This window comes from sulfur-oxidizing endosymbiont of Gigantopelta aegis, assembly GCF_016097415.1.
Taxonomy (GTDB): domain Bacteria; phylum Pseudomonadota; class Gammaproteobacteria; order GRL18; family GRL18; genus GRL18.
In genome coordinates, this window is sequence record NZ_JAEHGE010000003.1 from 63,699 (window position 1) to 78,727 (window position 15,029).

Genomic DNA, 15,029 nt, shown 5'->3' on the forward strand with positions numbered 1-15,029 from the left:
AACGTCATTCATCAGAGCCATCTAATAAATCAAAGCGCATTGCATCTCCCAGCGCTATTGCTTGTTTTGCTGTTTTCCCCATAATGGCATCAAAGTGCTTAGGGGCTAAACCAAAACCGGGGCGTATCACTCGAACATTATCACGGCTAATGATTTCACCTACTGCAATTGCTCGACTACAATAAATCGAACGACGATATTTTTTTGACTCTTGTTCATTTTCAGAACCGCCATATTGCACCTGCCCCATTGCACGATTAATAATGACCGAGTCATGAACCAGTTTTTCTAATTCATCAGGCTCTAACGAAAAAGCGGCATCAATGCCCCCTGCAGTGCGATCTAAAACAAAGTGTTTTTCTACCAAAACCGCACCCAATGCCACACCCGCTAAAGACACGCTGATACCCGAACAATGATCCGATAAACCAATTAAACATTGGAAGCGTTGTCGCATATCAGCGATTGTGGCCAGATTTGAATCCGAAGCATCCGCAGGGTAATTACTGGTACATTTTAATAAAACAATTTGCTCATTACCCGTTGCTCGAATCGTCATGAGCAATTCTTCTATTTCTATTACCGAGGCCATGCCGGTTGAAACAATAATTGGCTTTCCAGTTTGTGCTACTTTTTTAATCAACGGTAAATCATTGTTTTCAAACGAGGCAATTTTATAACACGGCACATTCAACGTTTCCAGAAAATCAACGGCTGACTCATCAAAGGGCGAGCTAAACGCAATCATCCCCAGTGATCTGGCTTTTTCAAACAAGCCTTGATGCCATTCCCATGGCGTTGCAGCCTTTGCATAAAGACTATAAAGACTTTCGCCCTGCCAAAGACTCGCTTCATCATTGATGACAAAATCCTTGTTTTGTAAATCAAGCGTCATAGTTTCGGAAGTATAGGTTTGCAGTTTAATCGCATGAACACCAGCAACAGCAGCGGCTTCAAGCATTTTTTCTGCCAGAGAATAGTCTTGTTGATGATTGCCCGATAACTCGGCAACAATAAAGGGAGAACAGCCTTCACCGATTTCAGTTTGAGCAATGTTAATGTTTGGCATGATCATTCGGGATTGCTTTATCTAATCTTAGAAGATGAGTCAATATGTTTAGTAATAATTATATGAAATTAAACAGTGAAAGTCCCTGAATTTTAGTAAAAGTTTGCTGTGACGCCTGCAGTCCAATTTGTTCTCGTTCTAAACGACTAATAGCTTCGGTATAATCCAGATCCTGAGTTTCAGATAAAGTGGTTGCCAATTGCACCAGATAATCTTCATTGACATTTTCCTGACTTTCTGTTGCATTAAGTCTTGCTCCAATACCTGATTGCTTATCTGCTATCTGACCTAAGGCTTTATCGATATTCCCAATGGTGCGTGACATTGACTCACGAAAAGTTTCAGGTGCAGTACCTTGGCTGGTTCTTAACAGCGTTTCAAGTTCTTTGACAACGGCAAAAACACTCATTGGAGCTGTACTGGCTGGGTTTGCATTATCAGAACCACGCACATTCATAAAAACATCAAAACCATTATCACCACTGGCAATTTGTCTGGTCGCACTCACCTGGAGAAATTGCTGCCCCTGATCGCCATTATAATTAACTACCCCACCAATATTTTCAAAAGGTACATCTCTACTATTAAAGCCACCAAAAAGAAATTCACCATTACCATTAGTGGTATTAGCAAATGCGGTAATAGCTTCAAAATGCTCCTGAATTTCCAGACCAATAATGGCTTTTTGTGAAGCATCATAGGTATCGCTATTAGCCTGAATAGAGAGTTCTCTTACCCGTTGTAAGGTATCAACCACCCCATTCAAAGCGGTTTCTTCTATTTGCAAAGAGCTTTTAAGGGTATTAATATTTTTTTGAAATTGCTCAGTTCGTGATTTTGCCTGATTAAGGCCTAAGACTCTGGCGGCTCCAGCAGGATCATCTGATGGACTAACGATTCGCTTGCCCGATGATAGCTGCAACATGGTTTTATTCAATTTATAATTTTGGGTGTTCATGGATGTCACACCCTGAGAATAAGCCGTACTAGTAGCAACACGCATGATTATTTACCTCGAACTTTCATAAATAGATTCAAACCGCATTAATTAAAGTTTGAAACATGTCATTTGCTGTCGAAATAACTCGCGCTGATGCCTGATAGGCCTGCTGATATTTAAGTAAATCAGCTGCCTCTTCATCTAAATTAACACCTGAGTAACTTTCACGATCAGCTTTAGCTTGTTCATTGAGTGTTAATTGTGCTAACAAATCAACCTCTGATGACTATGTTTGTACCCACATCAGAGACTATCATGGCATAACCGGCCTGAAAATCGGTTGAGGCGTTCTCCAATGTTTTCTCTGTTTGCAATTTGGCCAGTAAAAGACCATTACGATTATCATCATAAGGGGCTGTATTACGTAGAATCTCAAACGAATCACCCACTGCCGGTGTACCTGACAGAGTAAAACTTATATCACCAAATTGTGGATAAGTTGTGCCATCTAAAGTGAAACTAACACCACCGGCATCACTATTGGGATCAAAATCAATACTAAAATCTGGGAAAAGAGTCCCTGGCGGTGCAGGACGAAGTGCAACGACATCAAAGCCAGGGTTTCCAGCCAAATTTGAATTGCTATAACTCAACACAATTTGAAAATCATTAATCGTACTGCCGGTCATTGGAATTGAACTGAGCTCTCCTAGCTTGGGCAATGAAATTGAACCTGACCCTGCATTAATTGCACCACCAAAAGAATCCGTTCTTTCACCTGAAATAATAGGACCTGCCAGAGCAAGATCTAAAACATTATTGACCGCTAAATCAATATTAGATGAAGCTTCAAAAGTCGGCCTGAGAATATAACTATCATTAACCGCTAATACAGGTAAAGGTATTTCTTGAATCCGAAACCCTTGCGGTGTCGTACCTGTAGTATAGGGAGGTCCCGCCGGATCAATAATGGCATTTAAGTTTGCAATACTGGTACTCGAAAAAACAGTATTATCACTTAAGCGAGTTAAATCATAATTTGTACCATCATAATCAAGCTTATAATCACTGGTGGTTAAAACCCTTGAGTCAGTAATGTTGAATAATACCGCACTACCTGTATTATTAGTATTAGGCAACGCTGAAATTGGACCACTTAAATCAGTGAAAAAATCACCACCCATTTTAAAGCCTGAGCCAGTATTTTGTAATGTCATTCCCAATGTATTCTGGGCATTCATCTCTTCAGACAAAGCTAAAGAAATACGCCCTAATGAACGTCGACTTGGTTCAAGCACTGAATTCTTAAAATCCAAAGTACCTTGTAACTCGCCCCCGGTAATAGAGCTAGTAACATCCGTTACACCAGCACCTTGTTTTAAGATAACATCTAAATCTTGAGCATTATAAAGATTCTTTCTTGTTAATAAAGTTGCAGAAGTACTACCAATCACCAAGGCTTGTCCTGAACCAATAAAAATATTAGCCGCACCATCATCTTGATAAATCACTTTAACATCAATTTTTTCGGCAATTGTCTTAATCATAACCTCACGTTGATCCATCAAATCATTAGGCAGACTACCTTGACCCGCACCAGTTTTTTGTACAATATTGACATTAATATTAGCAATTGAACGTGCTAAATCGGAGACTTCCTGAGTTACGTCATTCAAGTCCTGATTGACTTGATTGTTTAATTGAATAAATCGATCATCCAACAATTTAAAACGCTCTGTCATGGTCTTTGCTTCTGTTAAAAGCACTTGTCTGGATGGTGTGGAAGAAGGATTATCATTGGCTTCCTGCAAGGCACTAAAAAAACCTTCCAATGTTGGCGTTAAACCTGAATCAGGATTAGCCAGAATATTATCAATTTGTTTAGAGAGTCGATTAAAAGAATCATATTGACCAAATTGACTGTTTGAAATACGTATTTGCTCTTCTAAAAATTCATTGGCCAAACGTACCGTGTTTTGAACACTAACACCGGTGCCCACATAGCCATTGCCAGTAAATTGTGGCAATCGAGCCGCTTGCTCGGAGCGTTGGCGTGAATAACCATCCGTATTAACATTAGATATATTTTGGCTGGCAGTGGCAAGCTGGCGCTGTGCCGTCAGTAGTCCCGAAGTGCCAATTCCCATAGTGCTACCAGCCATTACAATTCTCCACCGTTCTTATTCATGAGGCTTTAGCGTCCATCCGCTCATTATTTTGATGCTAACTTAAGCTGATTTAGACGTTGATTTTGAACTGGTTCACTGTTTAGAACCCTCAAAACCTTATTTGCATAATTAGGATCAGTTGCATATCCCGCATTATGAATGCCTTTTACGTATGCTTTATCATGCAAAGATTGTTCCGTTTCATTCAAATTATTATTATTTTTATTTGAATACTCACTATAACGTGAATTATTTTTTATAAAACGGACATAATCAGTGAAACTTTGCTCATAAGAGCCATAAGCTCTGAAATTACTTTTTTGTTGTACTCTCTTGCCTCGTACAAACTCATCTGATACTTTTTCTACTTTGTCACCCGACCAACGTTGGTCAGCCTTGATATTAAAAAGATTAAAGCTACTTTTTTTATCATCGGAAATAATATATTTTCCCCAACCCGTTTCTAAAGCCGCCTGAGAAATAATCACTTCTGTTGACACACCTAATTGCTGAGCTGCTTTTTCAGCTAATGGCCATAAGATTTCTACAAACTGTTCTGGCGATGAAAATTTCACCTCAGATGTGGCGGTAGGAATGGCCGCAGAAATCTCACTCGCCTGAGAAACATTAGGCGTTTGCGGCAATATATCTGGATTTGACTTTGCAAGTTTAACGGCATAAGGATCTATAAAATGACGCCTGACCGGCATAGTATAAGAAGCCTCCTGCTCGAGTGCTATTTTTTTACCATTCTGTGATGATTGCTGGCTTGCCTGATATTGCATTTGTTCAACAATCGTTTTGGCAAAGCCAATGCCCTGGCCTTTTGATAATTCCATACCTAATTGCTGATCATACATATCTCGATAACTATCCATTGCCTGACTTTTAAAAATGGGATCTTCCATACCGGTTTTACGCAAGTTTTTGATCATCATACTGATCATCACCGCTTCAAATTGTCTAGCCACCTCAGGTAAAGCACTTTTTGCATCTTTTCTTGCTGATACCTTGAGGTTTTGCAAACCATTCAGATCGGTATAAATATCAGTTTTACTTTCCATACTATTTAAACTCATGAGCTGATACCTATATGATAATGAGTTCTGCATTAAGTGATCCTGCGGCTTTCAAGGCTTCTAAAATTGCCACCAATTCGGCAGGACTGGCACCAATATTATTTACCGCTCTGACCACTTCATCTAAAGTTACCCCCAAATTAAACACAAAAGCACCACTATTCGTTGCGGCCACATCAACATCAGATTTAGGCACAACAACGGTTTGTCCATTTGAAAATGCCGGTGGTTGACTAATGGTTGGATCATTAGTAATCGTTACTGTTAAATTACCATGAGAAACAGCCGCTGGTTGCACAATTACATTTTGCCCAATCACCACCGTGCCAGTTCTGGCATTCACTACAATTTTTGCCGCCGCAGTCCCTGGGTTAAACGTTAGATTTTCCAGCATCGACAAATAGGATACTTTTTGTGATAAATCAGTTGGCGCACTGACTTTAACCGAAGAGGCATCAACAGCCTTAGCAGTACCTAAGCCCATAGTGTCATTAATAGTTTCAGCTAGGCGATATGCCGTCGTAAAATCGGGGCGAAATAGATTTAAAGTAATACTATTACCTGTAACAAACGAAGTGATCACCTCACGCTCTACCGTCGCACCATTTGGAATCCGTCCTCCCGTAGGAATATTGATAGTGACTGATGAACCATCCTTTCCGCTCGCATTCAAGCCCATTACCACTAAGTTACCTTGTGCGACGGCATAAATCTGACCATCAGCCCCCTTTAAAGGAGCCATTAATAAAGTACCACCACGAAGATTTTTAGAATTACCGATAGAAGAAACATTAACGTCAATTTTTTGACCGGGTTTAGTAAATGGAGGAAGTTCGGCACTCAAAGTAACAGCGGCGACATTTTTAATGGGTAGATTAGCACCCGGCGGTAAAGTAATCCCTAGTTGCTCCAACATATTGCGCATACTATCATCAGTAAATGCCGCGCTGGAATCGCCGGAGCCATCCAATCCCACCACCAGACCATAGCCCACTAATTGATTTGAACGTATACCTGCTACCGTAGAGATATCCTTGATACGTTCTGCAAAAACAGGATTTAAAGCAAAGCAAAAAATAACAAAAGAAATACAAAAAGAGCGCCACATATCACACCATCCTACGTATAAAATACGTCAAAAAAACCACGTTTTATTTCTATAGATTAATTAGTGCAAGATAAATGCCAGAACAGCATGGGCTTCTTTAAACATGTGTTGAAACGTAGGATGTCGGTGAGGCACGAACCGCATCATATCTCCTCATGATTTGTTCCTCATGGGCCAAAATTGATGCGGTTCGTGCCTCACCGGCATCCTACACGTACCCGATAAGTTCGGGAAGGAATATTAGAAAGGCCAAACATCACTAAGGAAGAAGCGGCTTCCCCAGCCCGCAGAATTTGAATCATGGGTCAAACCAACACCACTATAGATAATTTGTGCATTGGCAACTTTTGAAGAAGAGATTTTATTATCCAAACCAACATCTCTGCTACGAATAACACCCGCTAGTTGAATGTATTCATCCCCTTGGTTGATAGTCACTAATTTTTCACCCTGCACTCTGAGGTTACCATTACTTAATACTTCAACAACTGTGACACCAATATTACCCGTCAGGCTATTTTTTTGCTCACTTTTACCTTTGGATTTAAAGTCATTAGTGGAAGAAATACTAGTATTGAGTGCTCTTAGCAATTCATTGGCCAAGCCAAAACCAGCATCAGAGGTCGCATTGCCGGTCGTGGCATCCGTTGTAACTGCTTTACCAAACACAGTAGGATTTGATAAACCAACTGTTGTGCCCTTTTTATCTTCCGTTTTAGTTTCTTTCTTACCCGTGGTTTTTTCATCAAAAACAACGGTTAGAATATCACCCACTCTATGGGCTTTCACTGTTTCAAATAAATTCAAATTATCTGATGTTAAATAAATAGAACCGGTATTTTGAGGTTGAGTGATCACGGCTTTAGGCCGTGTTGGTGCATATTTTGGATCATGTTCCAAGCGTTGAGCAGCACAACCAGTCAAAAGAGTCATGACCAATACCAACAAAACAAGATGATTTTTTATTATCATTTTAAGCCTTAAAATACAATTTCAAATAGATATTAAACATTTTGCGTAATATATTGCAGCATCTGATCAGCGGTTGATAAAGACTTAGAATTCATTTCAAAGGTTCTTTGTGTTTCAATTAAATTAACCAATTCTTCAACCGTATTAACATTTGAACTTTCTAAAGACCCTTGCAATAAACCACCCCGACTATCCGTTGCAGGAACACCCGTGATGGGTGCACCACTAGCAACCGATTCTAAATAGTGATTATCACCAATAGCCATTAGGCCTGATGGATTGATAAATGAGGCTGTTTCTATTGTGCCGACATTTGTCGGTGCTGTATTGCCAGGTTCTAGTGCAGAAACAGTACCATCAATACCAATGGTGACGGATAAGGTCTCTGCTGGTAGCGTAATCGCAGGCTCTAACAACATACCATCTGAGGTGACAATACGTCCTTGTTCATCAATTTGAAATGAACCATCACGGGTATAGGCAATGTCACCATTAGGTCTTAATACCTGAAAAAAACCTTCCCCCTGGATAGCAAGGTCTAAGGAGTTTTGCGTTTGAATAATATTGCCTTGCATGTGAATTTTTTGCGTAGCAGCAACCCGAACACCAGTACCCAGCATCATACCTGAGGGTAATGTTGTATCTTGAGTGGCCTGTGCACCCGGCTGGCGAATATTTTGATAAATTAAATCTTCAAAAACAGCCCTATCTTTTTTAAAGCCCGTCGTACTCGCATTGGCTAAGTTGTTTGACACCACTTGTAAACGTACTTGCTGTGCATCTAAACCTGTTTTTGCAACCCATAATGCTGGATTCATTGTATTCTCCTTAAAGAGCGATATAACATTAGGAAAGTCTTAATAATTGTGTGGAAGCCTGATCCATTTCTTCAGCTTTTTTCAGTAGTTTGACCTGCATTTCATACTGTCTCGCCAGACTGATCATATCAACCATTTCTGACATGGCATTGACATTGGAGCTTTCTAATACACCGGCAATTAATCGTACTTCACCATCAGCCTCTGCTGGCTCAGCATTTTTTTGTACCATTAAACCTGATTCATTTTTAACTAAATTAGCCACATCTGGATTGACCATTTTCAAACGTCCAATCACCGCTGTAGCATTATTTTCAGCACCTTCAGGTACAATAGAAATCGTGCCGTCAGCCATAATATCAATTTTTTTTGCCGGTGGAATCACAACGGGGCCACCATCACCTAACACAGGATGACCGGCTCCAGTCGTTAGCATGCCAGTTTCATTTATTTTAAAATTACCAGCGCGGGTATAAGTTTCATTACCATTTTTATCAAGCACGGCAAAAAAACCCTCACCCGTTATGGCCACATCCAAATTATTGCCTGTGCTAATCATACTACCTGATTTAAAATCAGTACCCGGATTTTGTGTCATTGAATAAACCCGTGTTGGTAGACCCGGCCCAAAAACAGGCTGACTGCGTGCCGCTGCAAAATCAGCACGAAATCCGGCAGTACTGGCATTGGCAAGATTGTTCATATGCAGTTGTTGATTCAGCATATTCTCTTTTGCCCCTGACATGGCTACAAATATAAAATTATCCATCGTTTACAGCACCCTATTTCATCATGACTTTTTTTTGACACTTATTCATTAGCTATTATTTATAATGCATGATTCAGGCCAACCAACAACAATAATCAGGCAAAAAAAAACGAATAATTCAACTCTACTGCGCTGCTACTATCTGTAACATCAAGTAAAGAAAAATTATTCGTCAAAAAAATTATACTGAGAGAGAAATGAAAATTTACAACTGAATAACCGTTTGAGTAATGGTATCAGCGGTAGTAATTGTCTTGGCATTTGCCTGGAAATTACGCTGTGCCGTAATGAGATTAATAAGCTGTGCTGTCAAATCCACATTGGAATCTTCCAAAGCCCCTGAATTAATCAATCCCGCATTACCATTGCCAGGCGCATTAATAATGCCCTGTCCAGAAGAAAAGGATTCCCCCCAATAATTATCACCTAATTGAGAAAGACCCTGAGTATTCGTAAAGGTTGTTAAAAAAACTTGTCCTAAGTTGTTTGATTGGCCATTAGTAAATCGTGCCGAAATAATACCCGACTGATCCACACCAATACCTGATAACTGTCCTGTGGTATAACCGTCCTGGGTCAAGTTCGTCACGCCAAAGTTAGCACCGTATTGCGTTAAACCATTGAGGTCAACTGAGATAGGCTGGGTCTGCAATGCCCCACCTGTCGGTGTCATAACAGGATTGGTCAAATCGCTACTGGCTAAATCCACAGTAAATGAAAAAGTACCGCTCGTACCACTTAATGAAGACGAATCAAGTGTACCATTGTTTAAAAAAGTAATACTTTCTAAGGGACTAATCGTCACATCAAGCGCAGGTACAGATACAGCACCATTATAGAGCATTTGTGGCTGGGTTGGCGAACCAGCCTGAGTCGCACCGGCATCAATATTTTGAAAAATATTACCATTGGCATCCACTTGTTTAATACCCACATCCCAAGTATTCGTCGCTGTTTTTCTAAAAAATAGCGACGTTAGCATTGGATTACCCAAGGAATCATAGGAAGTAAACGATGTCGTATGATTATAACTTTGTGGATCGACCGTACCTGCTGAATTCATAGAAAAAACATTAGCTGGCACACCACCACCTGAGTCAATATTAGCGATAAGCGTACTTGCAGTCGTTGGGTTAGGGGCAATATTGGTAGAAATAATCTGCAAATCGACAATTGAGCCCGTATTGATATTATTCGTCACCGGATCAACACCATAACCTTTTAAACTTGAGCCACTATTATCAACAATCACGCCATTTTTATCTGTTTTAAATTGACCATTACGGGTATAAATTCGATTACCTGAGACGTCATCCATGGAAAAAAAACCTTCCCCGGTAATCCCTAAATCTAAATTATTTTCAGTGAAAATAATATTGCCCTGAGTAAACTGCTGAGATGCAGCTGCCAATCTGACACCACTACCAATCGCAGTACTGACTGAACCAAATTTACTGGTGGCATAAACATCGGCAAATTCTGCCCGCGATTGTTTGAAACCAATAGTGCTCACGTTAGCAATATTATTGCCGGTAATTTTTAAATCTGCCTGAGCTGCATTTAAACCACTTAAACCAATACGAAACGGCATGATAAACCTCCTGCCTTTATTATTTAGAAAGCATTTCTATCTAATTTCTTTAACTGCTGAAAAATCAATACTGCCCAAACCGGCAAGATTCAATTTCATACCCTGTCCATTCTGTCCTATTGTCACACTATCCACTTTAGCACTCACCAATACTTCTTGAGCCACTTGCTCACTGCCAACATCTGCTGTTGCTCTGACACGATAGCCTCCCGGTGGCAAAGAATTGCCGTTTTGATCCGTGCCATCCCAAGTAAAAGCAATTTCACCAGCGGCTTGAGTGCCCATTGGAATAGTTTTTACCACTTGTCCGGCAGCATCGGTGATTTCAAGTGATAGATTTGTCGTCGAAGAGCTTAGATCTATTTGACCTTTCACTATCTGACCTGTTTCCAATTGTGCAATGCCACCGGGAGCTAATACACTCCGACCTACGAGACTAGAAGCTTGTAAGGCAGAAGATGACATCATGTTCTGACTGAAACTATCAAATGATTTTTGTAATTCTTCTGCGCCAGCTGCTGTTTCAAATTGTGCCAACTGACTTAAGAACTCACCATTTTCCTGTGGTTCCAAAGGATCCTGGTTTTTAAGCTGTGCTATGAGCAGTTGCATAAATTGATCTTCTTTTGACGGCTCAACTTTTGGCTCATTGACTCGACTTAAACCCAGATTATCATAAAGTTTTACATCGCTATTAATTGCTGGCATTTTCATTCCCCTTGCCCTGACAAGCTAGGCCGTCATTCAGTATGTAAAGTATTGCTTCAAGCATCATATTCTTACTTGCCTAAATTAATCGTTTTCATTAATAATTGTTTAGTCGTATTCAGTACTTCAACATTGGTTTGATAAGACCGTGAAGCATCAATCATATTTGCCATCGCTTCAATCGGATTGACATTGGGCATATACACATAACCCTCATCATTTGCATTGGGATGGTTAGGTTGATATTGCGCTTTTAAGGGCTCTTCACTTTCAACAATACGATCAACCTTCACTTTGGCAATCGCAGGGTTATTGGAATATTGATCCACGACGGTTTTAAATATAGCCTGACGCGATTTATAGGTGCCTTCGACACTACTGGCGGCACTATTCACATTGGCCAGATTGCTGGCCACTAAATTCATGCGCACAGTTTGTGCAGTCATGGCCGAACCGGAAATTTCAAACGTATTAAAAAGTCCCATAATATTTTCCTGATTTATCCAGCCTATTGGCCTTTAATTGCTTTTGTTAAGCCCTGAAACTTACCACTCAAAAAACGTAAGCTGGCATTATAATGTATCGCATTTTTAGTAAATTCTGTTTTCTCTATCGCTGCATCAACGGTATTGCCATCCAACGAGGGCTGAGTGGGATTGCGGTATAAAATATCATTTGAAAATGCCCCCCCTTGAGTTATTTGTATATGCTTACTATTGGTTGTTGCCATTTTCAGGGTTGATTTTTTAAACTCAGAACCCGTTCCCATGGCATTCGCCATTGCCCCTTTAAAATCAATATCCTTGGCTTTGTAACCCGGGGTGTCTGCATTGGCCAAATTGGATGCAATGATCTCTGAACGTTTGGAGCGCAAAATAAGCGCATCATCAAAAGCACCTAAATAATTATCAAAGCTGATTGGCATTGTCCTGTCCTACTGACTATTTTTTTCCTGATAGCCTAGCCGTTGCAAATGACATACCAGTTTTAATTATTTATTAATTTTCAATAAGTTAACTTTTATAGGACTATTTTAAAGCGCTATTTTAAAGAGAACAACGGCAAGCAATGTCCACCTGACGGCAAAGCGGTAATTGACAATTTTTTTCATTTCTTTATGCTCTTCTCTGAGCCCAATTTTTACTCGTCACTAAACGGAAAAATTTATGCACAATCGCTGGAATGAACAAGACGCAAGCAAACAAACTGATGGTATCCATCCTGATCTAGCCCTACGGGTTTACAGCTCCAGACTATTGGGGCAGGACAAAACATTGGTGCTTCATGGTGGTGGCAATACTTCTGTTAAAATTGAGCAAACAAATATTCTCGGTGACAAAGAAAACATTCTCTATGTCAAAGGCAGCGGCTGGGATTTAGAAAGCATTGAAGCCCAAGGCTATGCTCCAGTACAAATGTCGCATTTATTAAAACTCGCCCAGCTCAAAGAACTCACTGATGCACAAATGGTCAATGAATTAAAAACCCATTTGACCAATGCCAGCGCTCCGGGACCTTCAGTTGAAACCATCCTGCATGCTTTACTACCCTACAAGTATGTTGATCATACCCATGCTGATGCCGTAGTGAGCATCACCAATACCAAAAACGGCTTAGAACGCATTAAAAAACTCTATGGCAATAAAGTGGTCATCATCCCTTATGTCATGCCTGGCTTTGACTTATCCCGACTCTGTGCAGAAAATTTCCCCAAAGAAGTGACCAAGGACACCATTGGCATGGTTCTTATGAATCATGGTATTTTTTCTTTTGGTGACACCGCTAAACAATCTTATGAGCGTATGATCGATCTCGTTGCTATGGCGGAGGATTATCTCAGTAGCCAGCAAGCTCTGGATGTGAGCAGTCATTATGCAGAAACTTCATTAAATGATGATGACTTAGCCCCCATAGACATTGCCACGCTACGCAAAAATCTCTCCACAGAACTACAGCAGCCTATTGTTATTCATCAACAACGCACGCAACAAACACTGGCTTTTGCCAATCACCCCAAAATACAACAGATCAGCCAGCAAGGGCCTGCTACGCCTGACCATGTAATTCGCACCAAACAACTCCCCATGCTTGGGCTGGACTATCAATCCTATACCTCCGCTTATAAAGAATATTTTACCCAGGCAGCAAAAACACCTCATGACGGGCAGACAAAAACCATGCTTGACCCGCTACCTCGAATTATTCTCGATGCCAAAGGCGGTATGCTGACACTGGGGAAAAACATCAAAGAAGCCAATATTGTGGCTGATATCTATGAACACACTATTGATATTATTTTACGATCCACACAATTAGGTGGTTTTCAGGCACTGCCCGCTCAAGATATTTTTGATGTGGAATATTGGGAACTGGAACAGGCAAAGCTTAAAAAAGCAGGTACTTCTCCCCTATTTTCAGGTGAAGTTGCCCTCGTCACCGGGGCGCTTACCGGCATCGGCAAAGCCTGTGTGGATTCACTTTTGGCTCGCGGAGCCTGTGTCGTTGCACTGGATATTCAAGCAGACATTGAAACGGCCTATCAAGGCCCTGACTATCTTGGAATTACCTGCGATGTCACCGATGAAGTAGCCTTAGAACAAGCGCTTGAGCGTACTGTCCGTGCCTTTGGCGGCTTGGATATGCTCATTCTCAATGCCGGTATTTTCCCCGGTGGCTGTCGTATTGAAGATCTAAAACTCGCTGAATGGCGTAAAGTGATGAATGTAAATCTGGATGCCAATTTATCGCTACTGTCTAAGGTGCATCCCTTATTAAAATTGGCACCCAATGGTGGCCGCATCGTTGCTATGGGTTCTAAAAATGTGCCTGCTCCCGGCCCGGGAGCCGCCGCCTATTCATCTGCCAAAGCGGCATTAAATCAACTCGCTCGTGTAGCCGCTTTAGAATGGGGACAGGATAATATTCGCATCAATACCTTACACCCCAATGCCGTCTTTGACACTGCCATCTGGACACCTGAAGTCCTCGCCGCCCGCGCAGAGCATTATGGTATGAGCGTTGAAGCTTATAAAACCAATAACTTATTAGGCACAGAAATCACTTCTCATGATGTCGCCGAACTGGCAGCAGAAATGTGCGGCCCTTTATTTGCCAAAACCACCGCCGCCCAGCTCCCTATTGATGGCGGTAATGATAGAGTCATCTAACTCATGAAGAGTCATCTAACTCATGAAGAGTCATCTAACCTATAAAACGGTAGGGTGGGCACGGCTTTATCTGCCCACGCTGAAAGCAGGATAAAACTTAGACCCAGAGCTAATATCGAGACAGCGTGGGCAGATAAAGCCATGCCCACCCTACGATTTCGAGTAATTACCTGTCATCTAAACGTGCATTATAAAGACGGCCTCGGTATAATTAATTATCTTAAATCAACAGCATAATGGAAATAATATTCATGAAGTATTTTCCCGCAAAAAAAATATTCTTTGCCAGTATCAGTCTATCCTTATCACCACTAATAATGGCTGATGCCACGGTTATTTACGAACAAATCAGCAATACCCAAAAATCAGTTAATACCATGCAGCTTAAAGACGGTAAAATCCGTTTTACCCCTCCCAGTCAAAATAAAAACTATAGCTTATACGACAGCCAAACAGGTACTTTGACCCATGTTGACGTGGCTAATAAACAATATCTAAAAATGAATGAAGATGATATTGCCCAACAAGCCAATCAAGCTAAAATGCAAATGGAAAAAATGCGTCAGCTCATGTTGGAAAAAATGAAAGTAATGTGGCTATACTTAACCGGACACACAACTTAAAATAACTAAAAGATAAA

The 15,029-nt window shown here is 40.7% G+C and carries 15 protein-coding genes; 2 read left to right on the top strand and 13 right to left on the bottom strand.

Annotated elements, in window-relative coordinates:
• Window positions 1-4 precede the first annotated feature (4 nt).
• The 13 genes from pseI to flgB all read right to left on the bottom strand — a co-directional run bounded on the left by pseI (window position 5) and on the right by flgB (window position 12,147).
• Entirely contained in the window at window positions 5-1,069 is a 1,065-nt protein-coding gene (gene pseI, locus JEU79_RS23760) for a pseudaminic acid synthase (protein ID WP_198266416.1), read from the bottom strand.
• 58 nt (window positions 1,070-1,127) lie between these two features.
• Window positions 1,128-2,072 (bottom strand): flagellar hook-associated protein FlgL, encoded by a 945-nt coding sequence (gene flgL / locus JEU79_RS23765; RefSeq protein WP_198266417.1) that lies wholly within the window; start codon window positions 2,070-2,072, stop codon window positions 1,128-1,130.
• Between the two features lie 31 nt (window positions 2,073-2,103).
• Window positions 2,104-2,280 (bottom strand): flagellar basal body rod C-terminal domain-containing protein, encoded by a 177-nt coding sequence (locus JEU79_RS23770; protein ID WP_198266418.1) that lies wholly within the window; start codon window positions 2,278-2,280, stop codon window positions 2,104-2,106.
• 1 nt (window position 2,281) lies between these two features.
• Complete coding sequence (flgK, locus tag JEU79_RS23775) at window positions 2,282-4,171, bottom strand: flagellar hook-associated protein FlgK (protein WP_198266419.1); 1,890 nt, start codon at window positions 4,169-4,171, stop codon at window positions 2,282-2,284.
• Between the two features lie 50 nt (window positions 4,172-4,221).
• Window positions 4,222-5,289: a flagellar assembly peptidoglycan hydrolase FlgJ gene (flgJ, locus tag JEU79_RS23780; RefSeq protein WP_343075027.1), complete on the bottom strand. Its 1,068-nt coding sequence runs from the start codon at window positions 5,287-5,289 to the stop codon at window positions 4,222-4,224.
• Window positions 5,267-6,364, bottom strand: a complete 1,098-nt coding sequence (locus JEU79_RS23785) for a flagellar basal body P-ring protein FlgI (RefSeq protein WP_198266421.1) — start codon at window positions 6,362-6,364, stop codon at window positions 5,267-5,269. Before JEU79_RS23785 ends, flgJ begins: the two co-directional genes overlap by 23 nt.
• A 240-nt stretch (window positions 6,365-6,604) precedes the next feature.
• On the bottom strand, window positions 6,605-7,297 hold the full coding sequence (locus JEU79_RS23790; RefSeq protein WP_198266422.1) for a flagellar basal body L-ring protein FlgH: 693 nt from the start codon (window positions 7,295-7,297) through the stop codon (window positions 6,605-6,607).
• 71 nt (window positions 7,298-7,368) lie between these two features.
• Window positions 7,369-8,154: a flagellar basal-body rod protein FlgG gene (flgG, locus tag JEU79_RS23795; protein WP_198266423.1), complete on the bottom strand. Its 786-nt coding sequence runs from the start codon at window positions 8,152-8,154 to the stop codon at window positions 7,369-7,371.
• Between the two features lie 28 nt (window positions 8,155-8,182).
• The gene (gene flgF / locus JEU79_RS23800; protein ID WP_198266424.1) at window positions 8,183-8,923 is read right to left on the bottom strand and encodes a flagellar basal-body rod protein FlgF; all 741 of its coding nucleotides are present in this window, start codon (window positions 8,921-8,923) and stop codon (window positions 8,183-8,185) included.
• A gap of 205 nt (window positions 8,924-9,128) precedes the next feature.
• Window positions 9,129-10,514: a flagellar hook protein FlgE gene (flgE, locus tag JEU79_RS23805; RefSeq protein ID WP_198266425.1), complete on the bottom strand. Its 1,386-nt coding sequence runs from the start codon at window positions 10,512-10,514 to the stop codon at window positions 9,129-9,131.
• Window positions 10,515-10,550: 36 nt separating this feature from the next.
• Window positions 10,551-11,222 carry a flagellar hook assembly protein FlgD gene (locus JEU79_RS23810; protein WP_198266426.1) on the bottom strand — a complete coding sequence of 224 codons (672 nt, stop codon included), beginning with the start codon at window positions 11,220-11,222 and terminating at the stop codon, window positions 10,551-10,553.
• Window positions 11,223-11,293: 71 nt separating this feature from the next.
• Window positions 11,294-11,707 (bottom strand): flagellar basal body rod protein FlgC, encoded by a 414-nt coding sequence (flgC, locus tag JEU79_RS23815; protein WP_198266427.1) that lies wholly within the window; start codon window positions 11,705-11,707, stop codon window positions 11,294-11,296.
• Between the two features lie 23 nt (window positions 11,708-11,730).
• Entirely contained in the window at window positions 11,731-12,147 is a 417-nt protein-coding gene (flgB, locus tag JEU79_RS23820) for a flagellar basal body rod protein FlgB (protein ID WP_198266428.1), read from the bottom strand.
• Window positions 12,148-12,388: 241 nt separating this feature from the next.
• Between flgB and JEU79_RS23825 the strand changes: the two genes are divergently transcribed.
• Both JEU79_RS23825 and JEU79_RS23830 read left to right on the top strand, forming a co-directional pair.
• Entirely contained in the window at window positions 12,389-14,389 is a 2,001-nt protein-coding gene (locus JEU79_RS23825; RefSeq protein WP_198266429.1) for a bifunctional aldolase/short-chain dehydrogenase, read from the top strand.
• Window positions 14,390-14,640: 251 nt separating this feature from the next.
• Window positions 14,641-15,012: a hypothetical protein gene (locus JEU79_RS23830; RefSeq protein WP_198266430.1), complete on the top strand. Its 372-nt coding sequence runs from the start codon at window positions 14,641-14,643 to the stop codon at window positions 15,010-15,012.
• The last annotated feature ends 17 nt before the right edge of the window (window positions 15,013-15,029 follow it).

Coding starts and splice junctions, on each gene's coding strand:
- flgB (WP_198266428.1), bottom strand. CDS start 12,147: ATGCCAATCAGCTTTGATAATTATTTAGGTGCTTTTGATGATGCGCTT.
- flgK (WP_198266419.1), bottom strand. CDS start 4,171: ATGGCTGGTAGCACTATGGGAATTGGCACTTCGGGACTACTGACGGCA.
- flgE (WP_198266425.1), bottom strand. CDS start 10,514: ATGCCGTTTCGTATTGGTTTAAGTGGTTTAAATGCAGCTCAGGCAGAT.
- flgL (WP_198266417.1), bottom strand. CDS start 2,072: ATGCGTGTTGCTACTAGTACGGCTTATTCTCAGGGTGTGACATCCATG.
- JEU79_RS23825 (WP_198266429.1), top strand. CDS start 12,389: ATGCACAATCGCTGGAATGAACAAGACGCAAGCAAACAAACTGATGGT.
- flgF (WP_198266424.1), bottom strand. CDS start 8,923: ATGGATAATTTTATATTTGTAGCCATGTCAGGGGCAAAAGAGAATATG.
- JEU79_RS23790 (WP_198266422.1), bottom strand. CDS start 7,297: ATGACTCTTTTGACTGGTTGTGCTGCTCAACGCTTGGAACATGATCCA.
- JEU79_RS23785 (WP_198266421.1), bottom strand. CDS start 6,364: ATGTGGCGCTCTTTTTGTATTTCTTTTGTTATTTTTTGCTTTGCTTTA.
- flgC (WP_198266427.1), bottom strand. CDS start 11,707: ATGGGACTTTTTAATACGTTTGAAATTTCCGGTTCGGCCATGACTGCA.
- JEU79_RS23830 (WP_198266430.1), top strand. CDS start 14,641: ATGAAGTATTTTCCCGCAAAAAAAATATTCTTTGCCAGTATCAGTCTA.
- flgG (WP_198266423.1), bottom strand. CDS start 8,154: ATGAATCCAGCATTATGGGTTGCAAAAACAGGTTTAGATGCACAGCAA.
- pseI (WP_198266416.1), bottom strand. CDS start 1,069: ATGCCAAACATTAACATTGCTCAAACTGAAATCGGTGAAGGCTGTTCT.
- JEU79_RS23810 (WP_198266426.1), bottom strand. CDS start 11,222: ATGCCAGCAATTAATAGCGATGTAAAACTTTATGATAATCTGGGTTTA.
- flgJ (WP_343075027.1), bottom strand. CDS start 5,289: ATGCAGAACTCATTATCATATAGGTATCAGCTCATGAGTTTAAATAGT.